The following is a 22,007-nucleotide window of genomic DNA, read 5'->3' as shown; positions in this document are numbered from 1 at the left end:
AATAAGAATTCCTTCTTAGTTCTATCTAATGTATAAACTTATAGATCCCACCTGTAATATAGATGGAATTTATATATTTTTTTAAAACCACCTTTTGACCGGTCCTTTTAGTCCTAAAATCAGCCTATCTTACTGGTCATAAGGGTCAAGAGGTCTAACATTTCTTGTGATTCATCCTTGTTGACCATGACTAGCAGCATATCTCCACCAACTATCATGGTGTTGCCCCTAGGGATTATTTCTTCCGCCCCCCTATAGATTGCTACCACTAGACACTTGTCTGGCCAAGTCACCTGGGATATGAGTTTACCCTCTACTTGACTACCTATATGGACTGCAAACTCCATAAGAGTCTTATTCTTGTCCTCTGTATGGTAGTCAGAATCCTTTTTATGCTTCAGAATATCATTTAAAAGCATATCATATACGGGCTCCACTCCCAAGAGGTCTGACGTAATCAAGGCACTGAAGACTACAACTGATAGGGGTAGGAGGTGTTCAAATGAACCCGTCATTTCAAATATTAATATTATACCTGTTATAGGTGCCTTCACAGTAGCTGCAAAATGGCCTGCCATGGCCAGGACTGCAAAATTCACCAGGAACTGGTGGGGTATACCCAGGTAGTTTACGCATATAGTACCAAAAATATTACCCATAAGTGCTCCTAGGGCCAACAAAGGGAAGAATATACCCCCTGGTACACCAGACCCAAAGGAAACAAAGGTAAATAGGTACTTTATAAGCAGGTACAATAACAATAGGGCCAAGCCCAGGTGTAGGTGGTTTATATTTATAATCAGTTCATGACCACCACCAAGTAGGGTTGGAAAGGCCATACCAATCAGGGCTGCAAAAATAAAGGGGATTAAAATCTTAAACTCCTGCTTAATCGGCATTCCCCTGTATATAGCCTTTGACATTATTACACCATGGTTGAAAATATAGCTTGAAAGTCCTATCAAGATACCCAACAATAGGAGGGACCAATAGTACTTTATAGGCATTATACTAAGGGCATCGAACCTTAAAGATGGGTTGATTCCCAAGAATGACTTGGTAATCATATCTGCCGTAACTGCCGATACCATGGCAGATACCAAGACTACTGGCGAAAAGTTCTTGTGGACCTCTTCCAGGGCAAACATAACCCCTGCAAGAGGGGCATTAAAGGCCGCTGCCAATCCAGCAGATGCACCACTGGTCATAAGGTACTTATGCTCATAGTCCAACTGGTTGGTCTTCCTCGATACACCCTCTCCTATAGCTGCCCCCATCTGGATAGAGGGTCCCTCCCTTCCTACAGAGAGGCCTGCAGCCAAACAAAGTATACCCCCGAAAAACTTATAGACAAGGACAGACCACCAATTGGTCTTCATCTTCCTGGTCATAACCCCCTCTACCTGGGGTATACCTGAACCCGATATATTAGGCTCCTGCCTGACAAATAGGCTAACTAAGAGGGCAATTAACACCAAAATAACAAAGACACCTATAGCTATAGATGTATTGGTTTTTGCCAGTCTATACAGGTTGGCAAATAGGCCTAACAACCTTTCCCCCATTATCCTATAGGCCACGATAATACAACCAGTTAAAATGCCTATAAAAAGTGAGTGGATTATCATCTTGTATTTAAGACCATTAGTACTCTTTATTATTGTAGACACATTTTCATTTTTGTATCCCATTAATTTAGAAAACACCTAAAACCCCCCTCTAAAATCATACTTTAAAGGTCATGTAGCTGGATACAGGCCCTCAAGGTATGTCTTGCCAATATAGAACTAGTTACAGAACCTACTCCACCTGGAACAGGTGTAATATGTGATACCCTCTCAAGAACATCATCAGTATCTACATCTCCACACATCTTACCCTCCTGGTCAAAGTTTATTCCAACGTCAATGACTACGGCCCCTTCCTTTATATAGGACTTGTCAACCGCCTTAGCCCTGCCCATACAAGAAACCAGGATATCAGACTCCTTGACAATATTTTCAAGGTCCTTGGACTTAGAGTGGCAGATAGTAACCGTAGAATCCCTGTTCAATAGAAGCATTGATAGGGGCTTACCCACTACCATAGACCTTCCCAAGACAGTCACATTCTTGCCCCTTAAGTCTATATCATAGTACTTTAAAATTTCTATAACCCCCATAGGAGTACATGGGGCAAAGCCCCTCTTATCACCAGACATAATCTTAGCTAGGCTAAGTGGTGAAAAACAGTCTACATCCTTCTTATCATCTATGTAATACTTTACAATTTCCTCATCAATATGGGCTGGAAGTGGCCTAAAACATAGGATGCCATGAACAGTCTCATCCTTGTTTAAGTCCTCTAAAGCAGCCAAATAGTCTTCCTGGCTACAGTCTTCAGCCAATTCAACTACCATAGTTTCAACACCACACTTGGCACACCTATTAGTAGCCCCCTTCTGGTAGGAAGCGTCATCTGCCCTATTACCAACTTTTAACATGGCTAGCTTGGGGAATATTCCCTGGTCATTTAGCTTGCCGACCTTGTCTATAATATCGTCCGTCAGTGCATCAGCCACTGGCTTTCCTCTTAACAGCTTTTCTTCCACTTATCTTAACCTCCTAAATACCTCATCATATATATAGTCTGACCTCTTCACTATATCAGCTACTAGGTCCTCTACTTCTTCATTCGTCCTTGTCACATAGGTCTGGTCATCAATATCCTTTATATTGATCATTACATTTATCCTGGCACTTAAGGCAGCCGACCTAAGCATGGCCACACCTACCCCAACATCACTTAATAACATGATAGACCCCTTTTCCAACAAGTCTTCGTGTAGGTCCAAGACTTTCTTGGATAAACGTAGGAGGTCCAAAGGAACACTGGCAGCCCTTGTCAGGCATATCTGCATCTGGGCATACTTGGCCTCCATCTCTTCATCTGTATCACTAGGCATCTTGTAGACTGCTGCCAGGGGCAAGAAGGCCTCTGCATCCCTGTCTACCATATCCATGGATTCTCTATGAAAAGCCTGACACTTTTCCAAGATTTTTTCTATGTCAGCCTGGTAGGCTGCATACTTTTTCTTACCACTGGTAAAGTTGGCTACCATAGAAGCCAAACCGTTGGCCAAATTCAAGGCATAGGCAGCCACACTGCCTCCACCTGGCATTGACTTTTTTGACCCAAGGTCCTGAGCAAATTCCTCTAAACTAAAATCCAAGTATTTTTTCTCCATTAATTCCTCCCGAATATTTTTCTTTACATACCAAAAATATCTTTTTTATATACATGATATTTTTACTATATTTATCATCTTTTTCATATTTACGATACTTTCTCATACATATCATATTTTCTCCCCATCTATTATACCAAAAAATATGGGTCTCTTGACCAATTAGGCTGTAAATCTAGCTTAAAAATTTTAATTTTTACTAAAAGTCCCTATTTTCTTAATAAAATACACTCTAACATTCCTGATAAAGCTGCCTCTATCCTACTTTCTATTGCCTTATATGGCCGGTCTTTGTTCTTTAAACGACTTTTAGCACTCAACAATTGACAGTGATAACAAAAAGTGGTAGAATTGACCTATGAAAATATTAGAAAATAAGAGGAGGCATTAATATGACTACTGAAAAGGGTAAAGTATCTATCCACTCAGAGAATATTTTTCCAATAATTAAAAAATGGTTGTACTCTGATAAGGATATATTTGTAAGAGAATTGGTGAGTAATGGTTGTGACGCCATAGCAAAACATAAAAGGCTGGCCAGTATTGGTGAGGCAAGCCTTAGGGATGACTACAGGGTTATCGTTAGGGTTGACAGGGAAAATAGGAGTCTGACTTTTACCGACAATGGTATTGGTATGGATGTAGATGAAATAAAGAAGTACATCAACCAGGTAGCCTTTTCTGGCGCTGAAGAATTTGTCAACAAGTACAAAGACCACATGGATGAATCAAATGATATTATAGGCCACTTTGGACTTGGTTTTTATTCTGCCTTTATGGTTTCTGACAAGGTAGAGATTGATACCCTTTCCTACAAGGATGGATCCCAGCCAGTCAGGTGGGTGTCTGAAGATGGCATGGAATTTGAAATAGGCCAGGGAGATAGGAAGGAACACGGTACTAGTATCATCTTGACAATATCTGAGGACAATGATGATTTCCTATATGCCTACAAGATAAGGGAGATCCTAAACAAGTACTGCTACTTCCTGCCAACTGAAATATACCTAGAAGATGCGTCAGGAGAAAAAAGACAGGCTGAGGAAAGGGCTAAAAAGGCTCAAGAATCACAGGAAAAGTATGATGAAGCTATAAAAAATGGCCAGACTCCTAACCCAATAGAGGTTGACCTTCCAGAAGAAAATAAGGCCATAAACAATACCCAGCCCCTATGGATAAAGTCTCCTAAGGACTGCACAGAAGATGACTACAAGGCCTTCTACAAGGAAGTCTTCCAGACTAATGATGAACCACTTTTCTGGATCCACCTAAATGTAGACTTCCCATTCAACCTAAAGGGAATCCTATACTTCCCAAAACTTAAAAATGAGTTTGAGCTGGTTGAGGGCCAGGTAAAATTATAAAACAACCAGGTCTTTGTGGCAGATAATATCAAGGAAGTAATACCTGAATTCCTTCTCCTATTAAAGGGAGTTATCGACTGTCCTGACCTACCACTCAACGTTTCGAGAAGTTTCCTACAGAATGACAGGGATGTCAGCAAGATTTCTAAACATATTGTTAAGAAGGTCGCCGACAAGCTTAAGTCCCTTTACAATACGGAAAGAGAAAGTTATGAGAAATTCTGGGATGATATCCAGGTATTTATCAAGTTTGGTTGTCTGAAAGACAACAAGTTCTATGATAAGATAAAGGATGTAATCCTATACAAGACTATAGATGGTAGACACATAAACCTAAAGGAATACCTGGCAGATAACCAGGACAAGACTATCTACTATGTAACTGATGAAAACCAGCAGGCTCAATATATCAAGCAGTTTAAAGACAATGGCTTAAATGCCCTGATACTCGACAATAGCCTTGATACTCCATTTATGGGTCTGATAGAATATGTAGAAAATATGGATAAAAATCCAGAAAATCAAGAAGAAATACTTAAGTTTGCCAGAATAGATTCAGACATATCCAAGGTCCTAAATTCCGATGCCAAAGAAGAAGACAAGGCCAATGATGAAAAAATTACTAGCCTATTCCAAGATATATTAGGGGATAAATTATCCTCTTATAAGGTTGAAAGTTTTAAGGATTCCAACCTATCAGCCATGGTAGTCGTGGATGAACAAAGTATACGTATGGCCCATATGAAGGACCAGTTCCAGGCCATGGGGCTAGAAGGCCTTAGCTTTGATGAAGAACAGGGTCTCTTGATAAATAGGAACTCTTCTATCATCAAAAAACTAGTGAGCCTGGCTGACCAGACAGACAAGAAGGACATGGTCGAACTAATGTGTCAGCAGATAGCAGACCTAGCCATGTTGGCCAACAAGGAATTGAAACCAGATCAGCTTAATGACTATGTTGATAGGACTAACAAGCTAATGGCAATGTTTGTTGAACTAGATAAATAGAACTAAATAGATAATACCTATATCGCTAGTATATAATAGCTAGTAACCGTATAGATATTTGTGTAGATTATAAGGAAGCCCTGCATTAGAGGTATGATAGTGCGGGGTTTCTTTTTTGATTTTATTAAGTTTAAAAATATATTGTCGCTTTAAAATATATTTAACACCTTCTAAATAACAAAAAAATAACGCCAACTTCAAAAGTTATCCTCGATAATACAAATAACCCTCTCCGTCGACGTCATAAACTATATAATTAATGTAATTTAATATGTTTGTCCATTTTTATAAAAGCAATCTTCTAGTCAAGGTATGTCTACTTACCTAAAAGATTCATCAAAGCATCTGGTATAGAGTCCACTCCACCTACTACAGATATCTTTTCTGTTCCTGCCAGGTATGTCTTTAACTCTGGAGCTACAGTCTTACCATTAACTAAGACAACTGGACTCATAGTCTTAGCAGTTACTGCACCAGCCGCTAGAGCATCTGCTGTCTTAACACCGTTAGCTACCATCACAGACTTAGGATTAGCGTATGCATGTTTTGCTATTGCTACAGAAGTTGCATACTTGTTGTCACCACTGATTCTAACCTTTGATTCTGCCTTAGCAGCGTCTTCAACAGCCTTAGGTACACTGTTTACTCCACCAACAACTGTTAACTTCTTCAAGTTCCAAGCCTTTAGAGATGCATCTACATCAGCATTTAAGTTAGCTGCACCAGTCAATAGAACTGGAGCCTTGATCTTAGTTGCAAAAGCTGATACTGAAAGGGCATCTGCTGTCTTAGTTCCATTTACAAGTATTGCTTCTTCCTTGTTACCAGAAGCTCTTACCATGTCAGCAATCTTTATAGCTGTCTGGTACTTGTTGTCACCACTGATTCTAACTACTTCTATACCGGCCTTCTTTAACTGGTTAGCAACACCAGCACTTACAGAACCTTCTCCACCAGCTATGTATACCTTCTTAGCACCTAGTCTAGTTATTTCAGCCATAGTTTCAGCTGGAATAGCATCTCCCTTAGTTAATAGTATAGGAGCTGACATGCTAGCCGCTAGAGGAGCTGCTGCTAGGGCATCTGCATCCTTGTAGGCATTTGCTAGGATTACTGAATCAGCCTTGTTATAGTTAGTTGAACTGATCTTAGCTGCTGTAGCATACCTGCTTATACCTGCTATTCTATCCCTCTTCTTGTTGTCCTTATTTTCATCAGGCTTAGGATCTGGTGTTACCTTTTCTGCCTTAGAATAGTCTAGCGTCAAGATAGCATCCTGGGCACCCTTACCCTTTATAGTCTTGGCATATGTATTTGCCCCACCACTAGCAATGGCATCCATAGCATCAACTTCGACATTTACGTAAACCTTGTCTTCCTTAGTTGTATTTCTTACTATCTTTAAAACCTGAGGGAATTCTCTAGTCTTGCCTTCTAGATCCTTGTCTGTGAAAGTCTTTGCTACTGTAACTGGAGACTTGGCAGTTCCCAATCCATTTTCATATACATTCATCCCCCAAAGGTGGCCAAATAAGCCCATGAAAGAAAGACCCTTTACATTGATGTATATTTCAGTCTTTCCATCCTTTTCAATTACCTTAGCCGTATGATCTAAAGCTGCATTACCCATAGAATCCTTATCTTCATGAGCATGCTTCAGCTGGACTGGAACCTTGTATTCAACAGCCTCCTCTGCATTTACCAATGCTGGCGCTACAGCTGTAACAGCAGTTGCTGCCACCATAACAGTTGCAAATTTTTTAGTCATATTTTTCATAATTTACCTCCAAATGTATTTTAATTATTAAATTACTCAAATCTATATCATCTTCCACCAATGATATCATAACTTATAATGAGAACTATATTTAATCCCATTATAATTAGTATACAACAAGTTGTTTGAAAATGCTACATACTATCAATATCTTTTTTAAATAGTTAATATTAATTTTTTATTATCAGCCTCAATTATATCAAGTTTAACACCAAACATCTGCTCTACTGAGTATGATGATATAACCTTTTCAGGGTCTCCCTGTACTAGAATATTACCGTCCTTTAGGCCAATAATCCTATCACTGTAGTACATGGCCTGGTTGATATCATGTAGGACCATCACTATGGTCATGCCCAGGTCCCTATTAAGCCTCTCTACCAGCTGTAAAACTTCCAACTGGTACCTAATATCCAGGTAGGTAGTTGGTTCATCCAAGAATAAGAACTTTGTCCCTTGGGCCAGGGCCATGGCTATCCAAGCCCTCTGCTTTTGACCACCTGAAAGGGAATTTACTGTCCTATCCTGTATATCTACCAGGTTTGTGGCCTCTATTGCCCAGTTTATCATCCTCTCATCCTCTTCATTATGTCTCTTCATCATAACCTGATAGGGAGTCCTTCCATAACTTACCAACTGTTTAACAGTGATATCATTGGATACCCTGTTGTACTGGTGGATAATGGCCACCTTCCTGGCAAATTCTTTTTGTGACATGGTTTCAATATCTCTACCGTTTAATAGGATTTGACCTGTGTTTACCTTTAGGTTCTTTGTCATCAGGTCAAACAGGGTTGACTTACCACAACCATTGGCTCCCAGTATAGAGGTTATGCTCCCCTGCTTTATCTTAAATGATATGTCTTTTAATATAGTCTTCCCACCTTCAGTGTAGGAGAATGTAAGATTTCTAACTTCCATAACTATCACCTCCATGCTTAAGAAGGAAGATAAAGAATGGACCACCTATAATAGCCATCATGATAGATGCTGGTATTTCATAAGGGGCAACCATAGTTCTACCGATTGTATCACATAAAAGGAAGACAAAGGCTCCAAGCACCATGGTATATGGTATCTTGGCCTTGTGCTCGCTACCCACTAACATCTTGGCCATATGAGGTACTATAAGCCCCAAAAATCCTATTACACCAACTATAGCAGTTGATATACTTACTAGGATAATTGCCACTAGGGCTACTATAAACCTGTCCCTATCTACATTTACACCCAGACCTCTGGCTGTCTTGTCTTCCAAAGAAAGCAGGTCACACTTCTTATATAGGCAAAAGGCTAGTATCAAGCCTATTAGGACATACCAAAATAGCATATTTACATCTGCCCAGGTCCTCTGGGTGATATTACCTTCAACAATAGACTGGACCTTACTTAGGTTGGCTCCACCACCAACAAAGGCCTTACAAAACTCACTAATCCCTGTAAAAGTCATATTAAGGGCAACACCCACTAATATCAGTTTTACAGGATTTACCCCACCATCCCAGGCCAGCGAATATATCAATAGGTAGGCCAAAAGACCGCCTGCAACTGAGAAAAATGGAATTGAGAAATATAGGGAAGGAAATATAGTAATTATCAAGACTGACGTTAGAGATGCCGCTGATGATATACCTATAATTCCTGGATCAGTCAAGGGATTTTTCATTACTGCCTGTAAGAGGACACCTGATACTGATATGGCAGCACCAGCCAAAATAGATATTACTATTCTAGGAAACCTCAAGTCCCATATGGCTACTACATCTTGGTCTAGTTTCACAAACAGACCCCTCAATAACTTGCCAACCCCAACATTTATACTACCAGAAGTTGCCGCTATAAAAAATACTATTACTAATAAGACCAGGGTGATGATAAAAGCAAGGGCCTTTCTGGTATTATTAATTGGTTTTTCCCTTCTGTCATCTCCTGCCAGAAATTTGGAAAGACCAAATTTAAAGATTTTTAACTTCACTACTTATCACCTCCTACGTCAAATATCTTACCTAAATCTTCCAAGGCCTGTGGATATGAAAACTTGGCTGACATACCAAACTTCTTATGGTCCAAATCATAGACCTTGTTGTTTTTGACTGCATCAAATTTAGACCAAATCTGATTAGTCTTAAATTCCTTGGAAAACATATCCCTTACATCATCAGGCAAGGCATGGGCTGTCCTTAGAATTATTTCTGGATTTTTCTTCAACATATCTTCTGTTGTAATATTAATAAACTGGTCCTTGTCAGACTTGTATACATTTTCTCCACCTGCCAGTTCCACTAGGGAACCAACATAGGACTTGTCAGTTGCTACTACATAACTACCCGGTAGCCCCATCAAGACTAGAACCTTCTTCTTTTTCATATTTTTATGCTTTTCCTTATAGTCCTTCATAAAATTCTGGTACTCATCTATCAGGACCTTGGCTTCCTTCTCCCTGTCTAGGAGGGCTCCCAGATCTTCTATGGACTTGTACATACCCGGTACATTATTTAGGTTTAAAAAACCAAACCTTAGGCCTGCATTCTCATACTTAGGTTCAAGGTCGCTGACCAAACTAACCGGAGAAAAAATCCAATCCGGATTAAGGGTTTTAATCTTTTCCATATCTGGTGACATAGCCATACCTATAGTAGGCTTGCCACGGTATCTTTTAGGCAGGGCATCAAGCTTGCTATCCGGAACTGCAATAAGATCGACATTAAGCTTGTTTAGTATATCCACTGTAGCCATAGACGTCGCTATTATCTTTGGATTCTTTATCTTAGTGACCTGTCTTAGTTCTTCTTGCTTATTCTTAGTCCCTTCTGGATGTTGGTTAACACAACCACCAAGCAGGCAAGCAACCAGACACAAGACCAGGCTCATAAAACGCATTTTCCTATTCATAACCTGCCACCCCACTTGGTTCACATAAAATTTCTATATCCTCTAGTTCATCAAATTCAAAGCCTTGACTTTCCAAATTTTCAGAGATAGAATAATTTTTATTTTTCAAGTATTTAAAACCTAAAACCAGGCCTATAGCACCAAATAATATAACAGCCAGTATAATCGCCAATAGGACAACTATTATGGTAAATAGGACCTTGGTAACTATGCCCCAAGGGGCATCTTCATCTTGACCATCCATCAGGGTCTTGCTATCACCAAAATCTTTGTTAGTTAGAAGACCGTGGTCATAACCCAAGTCACCTTGGTTTATTTTCTTATCACTCTCTCCACCAGCTACTGGAGCCACCCCATCAGTACTTGTGGAACCAGGCTTTGGAGTCACCTTATTAGATGAGGCCATAAGACTCTTTACCTTGTCATTAGGAGTGGTTGACCCACTCGCCTTACTAGTAGACGGGCTTGTGGATGCCTGCTTTGTTGGGCTTGAAGACTTAGTCGTTGACCCACCACTATTACTTGAACTACTTGTTCCGCCACTAGACTGACTACTTGCAGTAGAACCACCACCTGATGACTGGCTTGATCCTCCTGTAGAAACCAGGGCCTTAAAGTCAGTATTTCCGGCCTGTAAGTCATCAAAATTTATATAGAATACTACAGACCTAGCCATTGGATCAACAAAAAAAGTAGCCCTTACAATACAATCAGCAGAAGGTATTTCAAACCTGAAGTCACCAGTAGCACCTGCATTTTGTGTTTCCTGGTAGGGAACCTCTGTCCAACCACTGTCCCCCTTCTTCTGTACATTAAAACTAAACTTACTAATCTTATCTCTTAGGTTATACCTTACTGTTGCATATAGCTTGCCATCATCATCCTTTTCTATGAGGGCAGTACCGTATACAACATTGGATACCATTCCTTCACCAATACCTGGATTGTTACCTGGATCCTCTATAGATCCAGTCACAGGGTGTGAATAGTGGCCATGGGCATTTGCCGTATATACCTCTCCTGCAAAAGAGATTCCAGTGGACATATATAAACCTACTACCAAGATGAAGGCTAGTATTGACAGCTTGCTAAATAATTTTTTATTTATATATTGCATTTTATCCTATCCCCCACCTCTCCTTATAATATTTCTCTTACCTTGTTAAATTCATTTATCTTATTTTTCAAGTAACTATTGTACTTGAATTCATAAATCAAACGTTTGCTAAACTTAGTGTATACATAGGCAGACCCTGCAATTATAGCTGTAAGTATCAGGACACTATAAAATATCACCTTAGGATTTTCCTTGGCCTTTAGTGTTTTTGTAACATTACCAGGCTGGTTGGCCTGGTCTGTTGATTCCGGCTGACTAGCCGTTGAAAAATCTGTAGCATCATTTTTCAAGTCACTAATAGAAGTTGCTGAAACCGTATTAGTAGTAGCTTTTGAATTGCTACTTGCCTTTGTATCACTCGTTTTTTTAGAATTACTGTTTGTATTATTGCTTGAAGACTTATTATTATTTGTTCCACCAAGGGCCTTTGAATTATTATTCGACTTATTGCCATTATTTAACTGGCCAGATGAACCCGACCCATTTGAAGCAACAAAAGCAAACTCACCATAAGTATCCGTAGTAAATGAAGTATATTCACCAGAAACAGATGTATTCATTTCAGCCATATCAGTAAGCCTGTAAACCTTTGGCTTTACAATATTAGAAGGCAACTTGGCCTTTATTGTTATACTCTTGGATGGCTTGGTAGGAATTCCATAGTCATTTTCTATCTTGAATTCATATATCTTCATGGCTGTTCCCCTACCAAACTTCTGTGTAACCTTCTGGAAACTGGCCCCTCCTGTTACCGGATTGACCTTAAAAACTATATTCTCTTTGAAGGCACCTGGTTGAGCCACAAGTTCAAAGCCCTCTGGTAGAATTTTATGGATTTTCTCCTTAGGGTCAAATTTCTTCCTTGGAGTACCGTTTTTCATCTTCTTATACAAGACTGATTCTGACTCCTCTATTTTTTTTATACCTAACCAGTCTATTTTTAGCCTAGCCCCAACCGGTACTTCCCCCATAGGTTTTACCTTTGGGTCAACCTTTACATAAATCATTGGGTCCTTACGAACAAGGTTAAAACTAAATACCTCTGGCCTCTTGTCTTGCTCGCCTGGTATTGACAGGTCGAAGGCATGTGGCTCAGCAAAATGGTAGTAGGCATTATCATCCCTAATCTGTAGTGAAACTAGGGAAGCAATAATATTTGAAACCTCCATAGTAGTAGAACCTAGCAAGAAGGTATACTTACCATCCTTTGATATCAATTCAGCATCATGGACCATTGCATTATTTCCCATAGAAGCCTTGTCTTCCCTCTCGTGGTAGAGGCTGACATCCAACTTGTATATGCCTGGTTCCAAGCTTATATTTTCACCCTTTTCCAGGGCTGGAAGATTTCTCGTATCTTTTGACTGGTAGGCATTGTTGGCAGTCTCACCCGTACTGCTAGAAGTATCATCTACCGAACTTGAATCAAAATTTATAGAAGATACCTTGGCAGATTCCGGATTGGAAGGCCAATCTATCCTCAACCTCGCCTTCTGGTCTCCACTGGCCAATTCTCCCATAACCGGTACATACACCTGGACGAATATGTCTTTTTCTCCCCATTCCAGGTCGAATTCCATTTCCTTAGGGTACTTGACCCCCTTGAATTTTGCATCCTTACCATTTGTAGGGTTATTGTAGACATCATACTCATCATACCTAGATAAGACATTTACAGGCTGGTCCTTTACTAAAAGCTCACTAAGGTAGCCCCTAAAATTAAAGGCTGTAAGTGGTATCATCTTTATTCTGAGCTTGGCCTTTCCTCCTGATACAGTAATAAAACCTGTAGGTACAAATGCCCCATCTCCCATGGACTTTTCTTCATCATACCTCTTCATCAATGATAGCTTAACTTTGTATATGCCATCGGGTGGAGTTGCAGCACTTACATCAGGTACAAAGGATGTCAGCAAACTAGTAATTAGAGCCAGAGATACTATTATTCTCATTAAATACTTATAAAAATTCCTATTATTTATTTTTGTCTGTCTTTTAGACTTGGATAGACCTAGTAACCTATCAATGACAATCACCCCCATCAACAGTCTTTATAACTACCAAGAAGTAGTAATATTTAAAAGCTATTAGGACTGCTATAAATATCCTCATTGGTAAAACATTATATCTAAAGAACACGAATAGTAGCATTACTGTTGCAAATAGTAATATCTTCCACTTAGTCTTCTTAGTCATAGACTTGTTCCTTTCAAAAGACTCTAAATTATTTTTATAAAGACCTGTAGATTTAAACCAGTTGTTAAACCTGTCTGATCCCTTTGCAAAACAAAAAGAAGCGACTAGCAAAAATGGAACTGTCGGTAATACCGGCAATACTACACCTATTCCCCCTAGTATCGTTGATAAGATACCTATAACTATAAAAATATATTTCATAAAAACCCCCTTAAAAACTCTTAACTCCTGTAATAACTACTAAAATCCAGCTATTATACTCATGCTCATTCTCAATCTAAATAAATATATATATCTAATAGTTATTAGTACTTGTAGTAAGTATATCATAAATATTCGCTATTGATAGTGATTTGCATAATAATTTTTTCCCTATCTATATTTTATCACTAAATTACTGATAATAAAATTCAATATTTTTGGAAATTTATTAACTATATTTAGTTTTTGTTTTTGTATTTAATATTTTATATAAAAAAATGGCTATAGAAATGTATGTCCCTATAGCCATATATAAAGCATCTTATTTATATTTATTTTTCACTATCTTCATTAGGTTCTTCAGCCTTGGCCGAATCCTCTAGATTAGCTCCTTCAGCAGATTCAACTGGTGCAACTTCTACAGTCTTTACTTCTTCAACCCCACTAATTTGGGTCTGGCTTTCACCTGTATAAACATTGCTGGCTGATACAACTACTGGTTCAACTAGATGTAGGTCTTTAGCTAGTTCTTCCCTTTCTTTTAACAATTCTCTGTAGAAGTTAACTAATGACATTGTTATATATGTTGACAACCATAAAATACCTATACCTGCTGTGAAAATACAAAGTATACCCCAGCCTATAAATGATAGGTTTAGCTTGAAAAGTCTCCACTTGTAGCCCTTCATCAACTTTCTAGAAGCTGCTAGTGAGTCTATTGCCCCAACATCATCATTGTTCTCAATTATAATTAAGCTTACCAACTGGTATGTCAACTCAATAAATATGTTTATAACTAATGCAAGCAAGATTAAAATTATAAATCCTATAACTGCTCCAGCTGAAGGTGTTGGCAGTGTATAAAAAGACATATTTGTCAAAGTTTGCATGCCACCAATAAGCACAGAAAAACCTACTATACTCAAAATAAATCCTATGATTAAATTTACGGCTATAATTAGAATTGCCAACAAAATACAAGCAAGTATATACCTTAGATATACCCTACCTGGCTGCCAGAAATTAGAGAAGCTAAATCCCTTACCCTTGGCTATGTCTATCATCAACCTACAGATACCTAAACCGATAAATAACTGTATTAGAATCTGAACGAGTGATAGTACTGTCATGCCCTTAAAGTTTGCAAGATAACTACACCCACCTGCTAGAATTAGCATTACAAGATTAATTAAGGCAAACTTTAACCAATTGCCCCTTAATTGCTCCCTACTTAGGGTCCTTATTTCTTTATTAGATAACATAAAAGTCCTCCCTTCTTTTAAAATTAATTTTTAATTAATTTTAGTATATTATAACTTAAACTAGACCTTTTATCAACCTAAACTTTTATATAAATGCGTAGCTAGCCATATAGACCTTATTTAATAGGCTATACACTTACTTGTTCCATATCTATGGATTCTTCATTATCCAAAATAGGCTTTACTATATTTTCAAGAAATTCCCTTACCTGCATAGGTGCACAACCTATATACAGATCTGGTCTTAGGATTTCAAGAATTTCCTCCTTGCTTATCCCAAAGCTGGGGTCTCCTGCTATCCTATCTACCAGGTCATTCTCTCCCCCTTCTTCTTTGACTATCCTTGCTGCAGCCAAAGAGTGTAATCTTATCTTCTCATGAAGTTCTTGCCTGTTACCCCCCTTCTTTACGGCATCCATCATTATATTTTCAGTGGCCATAAATGGTAACTCCTTCATCAACCTCTGGCCTATAAGCTTGGGATAAACCACTAGGCCATCACTTACATTAGCACACAGGTTAAGAACTGCATCTGTAGCCAAAAAGGCTTCTGGTACAGATATCCTCCTATTGGCTGAATCGTCTAAGGTCCTTTCAAACCACTGGCCTGACACAGTCATAGCTGGGTTTATCATATCGGCAATAATATACCTGGCTAGGGATGCTATCCTCTCACTCCTCATTGGATTTCTCTTATAGGCCATGGCAGATGAACCTATCTGGTTTTTTTCAAAGGGCTCTTCTATTTCCTTCAAGTGTTGTAAGAGCCTTATATCATTCGAAAACTTTGTAGCTGACTGGGCAATACCTGCCAGGATATTTACCAGCTGGCTATCGAACTTTCTGGAATATGTCTGACCTGTAACTGCAAAGACATCTTCATAGCCCATCTTCTTGGCTACCATCTTGTCAAGCAGCTTGACCTTTTCATAGTCTCCATCAAATAATTCCAGGAAGGATGCCTGGGTTCCAGTCGTACCCTTTACCCCCCTCAACCTCCTTCTCTGTAGGAAGTCTTCCAGACTTTCCAGGTCAAAGATAAAGTCCTGTATCCATAAGCAGGCCCTCTTACCAACTGTTGTTGGTTGGGCTGGCTGAAAATGAGTAAAACCAAGCGTTGGCAAGTCCTTATACTGGTCTGCAAACCTAGATAAAATCGATATCAGCTTGACTAACCTCTTTTTAATCAGGTCTAGGGCCTCATAATCTATTATTAAGTCTGTATTATCACCTACAAAACATGAAGTTGCACCCAGGTGGATTATACCCGCAGCCTTAGGACACTGGATTCCATAGGCATATACATGACTCATTACATCATGCCTTACCTCTTTTTCCCTGGCCTGGGCTATATCGTAATTTATATTATCCTGGTTCTTTTTTAGTTCATCTACCTGGTCTTTGCTAATATCCAGACCCAGTTCCATTTGGGATTCAGCCAGGGCTACCCACAACTTTCTCCATGTCCTAAACTTCTTGTCAGGAGAAAATAGGGCCTGCATTTCCCTACTAGCATACCTGGAAGTCAGGGGTGATTCATATGTATTTTTCATAAATTTCCTCCTATTAAGCCATTACTATATACTGGTCTCTTTCTGGACCTACTGATACGTACTTGATCTTACAATCAACTACCTCTTCTAGGTATTTGATATAGTCTATGGCCTCATTTGGCAGGTCTTCTAACCTCCTGCATCCAGATATATCCTTCATCCAGCCCTTCTTGTATTCGTATACTGGTTCAGCCTTGAATAATTTCTCACCTATTGGAAATTCATCCAGGATTTGGTCACCAAACTTATAGGCTACACATACTGGTATTTCTTCCATATATGACAGGACATCAAGCTTTGTAAGGGCTATTACATCAGACCCTTGTGCCCTTACACCATACCTTGAGGCCAGTATGTCAAATCCTCCTACCCTTCTAGGCCTGCCAGTGGCTGCCCCATATTCATTACCTGCCTTACGCAATTCTTCTGCCTTGTCACCAAAGATTTCTGCAGTGAAGGGACCCTCACCTACACAAGTAGAATAGGCCTTCATTATTCCCACGGAATTTGTCAACTTCAAATTAGGTACACCCGCCCCTATAGGTGCATATGGTGCTATTGTTGAAGATGATGATGTAAATGGGTATATACCAAAGTCTATATCCCTCAAGGCTCCCAACTGGGCCTCAAACATTATGTTCTTGCCCTCCTTATTGGCCTCGTTTAGATATAGGCCCGTATCACAGACATAGTCCTTTACTATGTCTCCATATTCCTTTAGATAGGACCACATATCCTCAAAAATTATAGGTTTTATTCCATAGCCCTTTTCTATCAACAAATTTTTCCATTCAATGATAGCCCTCAATCTTTCCTTTAGGTCCTCTTCACTATCTAGAAGGTCACCCAACCTGATGCCTTTTTTCATATACTTATCACCATAAACCGGTGCTATCCCCCTTTTGGTAGACCCAAATTTGGCATCTGCCAGCCTATCTTCTTCCAGGCAATCCTGGTCTACATGGTAAGGCATTACAATCACTGCCCTGTCACTTAATTTTAAATTATCTGGTGTAATCTCTATACCAAGTCCCCTTAGCTTATTTATCTCTCCAACCAGGTGCTTAATATCTACAACCACCCCATTACCTATTACATTTACAACATCAGGACGCAAAATTCCAGATGGAAGTAGGTTCAAGATAAACTTCCCCCTATCATTTACTACTGTGTGGCCTGCATTATTGCCACCCTGGTACCTTACAACTATATCATAGTCTTCTGAGAGTAGGTCAACCATCCTCCCCTTGCCTTCATCACCCCAGTTTATTCCTGTAATTGCTGTTAACATGTCATTTCGTCCTTTCTTAGTACTAGTATCCTTACCCAATCTTCATTATACCACTAAGAACCCCAATAGTATATAGATATATGTATATACATATATCTATATACTATTTTAAGGGTAGCTTGCCCCTAGTAAGATTAAGAAAGGACCCTATTGCCAGAAAAGTTGACATACAAAAAGGAAGGTCTATAAAATTGCATCCAGCAATATAGCCTTCCTTCTAAAATCCTTAGTATTATCTGTTTTTATTAAAAATATAGTTTTAACTTCTATATAACTTCACCCTAATAAGGTCTTAAAAGTTATCCAATATTACACCTATCTTAAAAACGCCTATTAAATATCCTTGGACTAAATAAAAATAGGATTGGGAATATTTCTAACCTACCCAGTAGCATATCCAGACTCAAGACCAGCTTTGAAAAAGTTGAAAAAACTGAAAAGTTACCAGTTGGCCCAACCAGCTTACCAAAACCTGGCCCTACATTGTTTACACAAGTAATGACCGAAGTCAAAGATGTCTCGAGGTCAAACTCATTTAGGGTAATCAATATAAATGATACTATAATTATAATGGTATATATTAAAAGATATGCTGACACATTCTTTGTCACCGTATCATCTATCAATTTTTCATCCATGGTAATATTACTTACGGACCTAGGCTGAATAACTTTTTTTATCTCTGACTTTATATATTTGAAGGTAATCAGGACTCTGGATACCTTTATACCTCCACCAGTAGATCCTGCACAGGCACCTATTATCATAAGTGACAATAAAATTCCCTTGGAAAAAGTAGGCCATAGGTTAAAGTCAGTAGTCATAAAACCTGTGGTAGTTATTATAGTAGCAACCTGGAAAGCTGCATACCTAAAGGATGTCAAGACACTACCATACATAGTATATATATTCCAAGTGATCATGCCTATGGCCACTGCTATAATTGCTATATAGGCCCTCAGTTCTTCACTCTTAAATATACGTTTAAACTTCTTCAACAATACCAGGTAAAAGAGGTTGAAGTTTATACCAAACAGAATCATAAAGACTGTAATGACACCATCAACATAGGCGCTATTGTAATAACCGATACTATCGGCCTTCATACAAAATCCACCCGTACCTGCAGTAGAAAACGAATTTGTCAAACTATCTATAAATGGCATACCACCCAACATTAGTAAAATAACCTCCAAGGCAGTTAAGGCTATATAGATATAGTATAAAATCTTCGCTGTTTGCTTAGTCTTTGGAACCAACTTATCCACTGTAGGGCCTGGTACCTCTGCCCTCATTATATTCATGGTATTTCCACCTGATAGAGGTATTATAGCCATAACAAATACCAATACACCCATACCACCTATCCAGTGGGTAAAGGACCTCCAAAATAGGATTCCTATTGGAAGTGCTTCTATATCGGTAAGGATGGTAGACCCAGTAGTTGTAAATCCAGATACTGTTTCAAAAAATGCATCTATTGGACTGGCTATGCTTCCTGTTAGGAAATAAGGCATAGACCCTATAATAGAAAATATAATCCAGGCCAGCCCTACTATCAAGAGACCATCCTTGATAAACAATTCAGACCTGGTAGGTCTTTTTCTTGTAAATACCATACCAACACCGGCAGAGACCAGGGCTATCTCAAAAATCTTAAGTGCCACATCCCTTTCCCCGTATATCAAAGATACTATGGCAGGTATAAGCATCAAAAAACCTTCCACCTTGGCTATGTTCATCAGAACATAGGCCATCATTTCATAATTCATCTTAATTCTCCTAAATAAACCTATACATTTCTTTCTAGTATATCTTCTATATCAGTTATTTTAAGGCTTGAAGTCACTATTATAATATTATCTCCAACCATGATCTTATCATCTCCACCCGGTATTATAATCTTACCATTACGTACTATGCAGGCTATCAACATACCCTTTTTGAACTTCAAATCTCTCAATGGCTGGTTGACTACCCTGCCTGTAGCACTTACCGAGAATTCCAATACCTCAACCTTGTCATTTACTATCCTGTATAGGGAATTTAACTGGCTACCATAGGAATTATTCATAGCCTTAACATACTGTAGTATCCTAGTGGCTGTCAATTCTTTTGGTGATATTACTGTATCTAGATTAAAGGTGTCAATCATATCCTTAAAGGTAGACTGACTTATCTTTGTGATAACCTTGGAAACCCCCTTGGAATCCGCATACATGGACATAATTATATTTTCCTCATCAATACCAGTAAGGGATACAAAGGCATCTACTTCGTGGATACCCTCCTCCTCTAGTATCTGGTTGTCCGTACCATCCCCATGTATAATATCGACTTTCGGCAGGTTCTGGGCCAGGAAATGACAAGTCTTCCTGTCTCTTTCTATAATCTTAGTCTTAATATTTATATTTTCAAGACTCTTGCATAGGTAGTAGGCAATCTTTCCTCCACCTATTATCATGACTGTCTTGACCTTTCTTTTAAGACCTCCCACCTTCTTTAGGAACTTTTCCAAGTCCTCATGACTGGCCGCTATACTCAACTTGTCCCCCTGTTCAAAGATAAAAGTACCGTCTGGTATAAAAACTTCATCCCTTCTCTGTACGGCACAAACCAAGACTTTTATACCAAAAGTCCTAACTACATCCCTCATCTGCATGCCAGGTAGGTTAGAGTTTTCATATATTTTAAACTCCATTATTTCAACCTTACCCTTGGCAAAGGTTTCAACCTTGATTGCAGACGGGAACCTCAATATTCTTGAGATTACATTGGCCGCAACAAACTCTGGGTTTATAATCATACTTAGACCCAGATCTTCTTTTATATAATTTAACTGACTGTAATATTCAGGATTTCTAACCCTTGCTATGGTATTCTTTGCCCCTAGATTTTTAGCAAACAAGCAAGAAAACATATTTATTTCATCAGATGAGGTACACCCAATTAAGAGGTCTGCCTCTTCTACGCCAGCCTCTTTTAGTATTTCACGATTAATAGCATTTCCATTTATGCAGGCAACATCCTGGTTAGAATTTATTCTGTTGATTACATCTATATCTTGCTCTATAACTGTTACATCATGAGATTCATTAGACAATTCCTCAGAGAGTTTAGATCCAACCTTTCCTCCACCTATTATTACTATTTTCACTTTTTTCTCCTTCCACAACTAACGTGTTTATATCTTCATTTGAATATTATACCACATGCTGTGATTTTTTTTTAGTACTTTACTATCATTTAAATTTTATAGTATAATATACCTACTATTGATTAATATTCGATGAGGAGATAGATATGAAAATTTCAAAAAATAATACCAGAAAAAGAATAGAAAAAAAATTGTTAGCACTTTCTATGTGCTCTATCTTGACCCTATCCCTGGCAGGATGTGGTTCTAAAAATGCTGATGGTGGTAAGGAGCAACAGGCATCTGGACCTAGCTTAGTAACTGAGCTAAAGTCAGAAAAATTAATAGGCCTACAGGCTGCCCTATTAAAATTTACAACTGCTGAAAAGGCAGGTAGTGTATCATCTGTAAGTCTAGAAGAAAAGGAAGTCCCTGTAAAGACTGACAAGCAGGAAGATTCTCAGGAAGCCAAGACTGAAAAGAAGTATATCTATACGCTAGAGGTTATATCTAAAAAGGGTGTCAGCCAGACTATGACTATAGATGCCAAGACTGGTACTGTATTGGGCAAGACTGATAATGGCCCGGCAAGCGCTGAAATGAAGTCTAACCTACTAGGCTTTGTTACTCTTATGGACGTAGATGAGGCCGCCCAGGTAGCCACAAAGGCTTCTGCTAAGAATTATACACAGGTCCTATCTTACCAGTTATTTGCAAAAAATGGTAAGAATGTATTTTCATTCAAGCTATATGGTGGGGATGCAAAGAATTCAGAGACTATATTGGTAGATGCTACTACAGGCAAGACCTTGACAAAGGCCGACCTGGAAGCAAGCCAGACTAGTTCTACAGATACTAGTACTAGTTCAAACAGTGATACTGCTGGTAGTAGTGATAATACGGGATCAAGTAGCCAGACAAACCAGGAATAATTTATATGAAAAAATGTACCGAGACCAAAAGTTAGCTTAAAGGCTAACCATT

Annotated in this window: 17 protein-coding genes and 1 pseudogene; 2 read left to right on the top strand and 16 right to left on the bottom strand. The window is 38.8% G+C overall.

Features of this window, described 5'->3' with window-relative positions; translation table 11 throughout:
- Positions 1-119 precede the first annotated feature (119 nt).
- Genes HMPREF0634_RS08535 through HMPREF0634_RS10085 form a run of 4 tightly spaced genes read right to left on the bottom strand, consistent with a single transcriptional unit; the run spans position 120 to position 3,332 of the window.
- The gene (locus HMPREF0634_RS08535; RefSeq protein WP_007791048.1) at positions 120-1,706 is read right to left on the bottom strand and encodes a ClC family H(+)/Cl(-) exchange transporter; all 1,587 of its coding nucleotides are present in this window, start codon (positions 1,704-1,706) and stop codon (positions 120-122) included.
- Between the two features lie 26 nt (positions 1,707-1,732).
- Positions 1,733-2,590, bottom strand: a complete 858-nt coding sequence (locus HMPREF0634_RS08530; RefSeq protein ID WP_007791057.1) for a bifunctional 5,10-methylenetetrahydrofolate dehydrogenase/5,10-methenyltetrahydrofolate cyclohydrolase — start codon at positions 2,588-2,590, stop codon at positions 1,733-1,735.
- Positions 2,591-3,226 (bottom strand): cyclodeaminase/cyclohydrolase family protein, encoded by a 636-nt coding sequence (locus tag HMPREF0634_RS08525; protein WP_007790958.1) that lies wholly within the window; start codon positions 3,224-3,226, stop codon positions 2,591-2,593. It lies immediately after the preceding gene.
- Entirely contained in the window at positions 3,201-3,332 is a 132-nt protein-coding gene (locus HMPREF0634_RS10085; RefSeq protein WP_273163284.1) for a hypothetical protein, read from the bottom strand. The genes HMPREF0634_RS08525 and HMPREF0634_RS10085 overlap by 26 nt, the downstream gene beginning before the upstream one ends.
- A 286-nt stretch (positions 3,333-3,618) precedes the next feature.
- Between HMPREF0634_RS10085 and htpG the strand changes: the two are divergent.
- Positions 3,619-5,598 (top strand): annotated as a pseudogene (htpG, locus tag HMPREF0634_RS08520) (molecular chaperone HtpG).
- Positions 5,599-5,914: 316 nt separating this feature from the next.
- Here htpG and HMPREF0634_RS08515 read toward each other — a convergent pair.
- From HMPREF0634_RS08515 to trkA, 12 genes are all read right to left on the bottom strand, one after another.
- Positions 5,915-7,375, bottom strand: coding sequence for a cell wall-binding repeat-containing protein (locus HMPREF0634_RS08515; RefSeq protein ID WP_007790951.1), 1,461 nt, complete (start codon positions 7,373-7,375; stop codon positions 5,915-5,917).
- 156 nt (positions 7,376-7,531) lie between these two features.
- Positions 7,532-8,296, bottom strand: a complete 765-nt coding sequence (locus tag HMPREF0634_RS08510; RefSeq protein WP_007790923.1) for an ABC transporter ATP-binding protein — start codon at positions 8,294-8,296, stop codon at positions 7,532-7,534.
- Positions 8,286-9,350 (bottom strand): FecCD family ABC transporter permease, encoded by a 1,065-nt coding sequence (locus HMPREF0634_RS08505; protein WP_007790943.1) that lies wholly within the window; start codon positions 9,348-9,350, stop codon positions 8,286-8,288. The genes HMPREF0634_RS08510 and HMPREF0634_RS08505 overlap by 11 nt, the downstream gene beginning before the upstream one ends.
- Entirely contained in the window at positions 9,350-10,267 is a 918-nt protein-coding gene (gene isdE, locus HMPREF0634_RS08500; RefSeq protein WP_007791045.1) for a heme ABC transporter substrate-binding protein IsdE, read from the bottom strand. Before isdE ends, HMPREF0634_RS08505 begins: the two co-directional genes overlap by 1 nt.
- A complete protein-coding gene (locus HMPREF0634_RS08495) occupies positions 10,260-11,384 on the bottom strand; it encodes a heme-binding Shp domain-containing protein (RefSeq protein WP_050786379.1) in 1,125 nt (374 codons plus the stop codon). The genes isdE and HMPREF0634_RS08495 overlap by 8 nt, the downstream gene beginning before the upstream one ends.
- A 23-nt stretch (positions 11,385-11,407) precedes the next feature.
- A complete protein-coding gene (locus HMPREF0634_RS08490) occupies positions 11,408-13,336 on the bottom strand; it encodes an NEAT domain-containing protein (protein WP_083799413.1) in 1,929 nt (642 codons plus the stop codon).
- Positions 13,337-13,406: 70 nt separating this feature from the next.
- Complete coding sequence (locus tag HMPREF0634_RS08485; protein WP_007790963.1) at positions 13,407-13,781, bottom strand: YbaN family protein; 375 nt, start codon at positions 13,779-13,781, stop codon at positions 13,407-13,409.
- A gap of 332 nt (positions 13,782-14,113) precedes the next feature.
- Complete coding sequence (locus HMPREF0634_RS08480; protein ID WP_007790926.1) at positions 14,114-15,043, bottom strand: DUF975 family protein; 930 nt, start codon at positions 15,041-15,043, stop codon at positions 14,114-14,116.
- A gap of 128 nt (positions 15,044-15,171) precedes the next feature.
- Positions 15,172-16,596: an adenylosuccinate lyase gene (purB, locus tag HMPREF0634_RS08475; RefSeq protein WP_007791014.1), complete on the bottom strand. Its 1,425-nt coding sequence runs from the start codon at positions 16,594-16,596 to the stop codon at positions 15,172-15,174.
- A 13-nt stretch (positions 16,597-16,609) separates the two neighbouring features.
- A complete protein-coding gene (locus HMPREF0634_RS08470; RefSeq protein WP_007791043.1) occupies positions 16,610-17,887 on the bottom strand; it encodes an adenylosuccinate synthase in 1,278 nt (425 codons plus the stop codon).
- Between the two features lie 320 nt (positions 17,888-18,207).
- Positions 18,208-19,659: a TrkH family potassium uptake protein gene (locus tag HMPREF0634_RS08465; protein ID WP_007791126.1), complete on the bottom strand. Its 1,452-nt coding sequence runs from the start codon at positions 19,657-19,659 to the stop codon at positions 18,208-18,210.
- A 20-nt stretch (positions 19,660-19,679) separates the two neighbouring features.
- Complete coding sequence (gene trkA / locus HMPREF0634_RS08460) at positions 19,680-21,062, bottom strand: Trk system potassium transporter TrkA (RefSeq protein WP_276324360.1); 1,383 nt, start codon at positions 21,060-21,062, stop codon at positions 19,680-19,682.
- 128 nt (positions 21,063-21,190) lie between these two features.
- Here trkA and HMPREF0634_RS08455 point away from each other — a divergent pair, with 128 nt between their 5' ends.
- Entirely contained in the window at positions 21,191-21,955 is a 765-nt protein-coding gene (locus HMPREF0634_RS08455; RefSeq protein ID WP_007791137.1) for a PepSY domain-containing protein, read from the top strand.
- The last annotated feature ends 52 nt before the right edge of the window (positions 21,956-22,007 follow it).

The organism is Peptostreptococcus stomatis DSM 17678 (genome assembly GCF_000147675.1).
Lineage (GTDB): Bacteria > Bacillota > Clostridia > Peptostreptococcales > Peptostreptococcaceae > Peptostreptococcus > Peptostreptococcus stomatis.
Note: the sequence above shows the minus strand (reverse complement) of the source record. Positions and strands in the feature narration are given on the sequence as shown.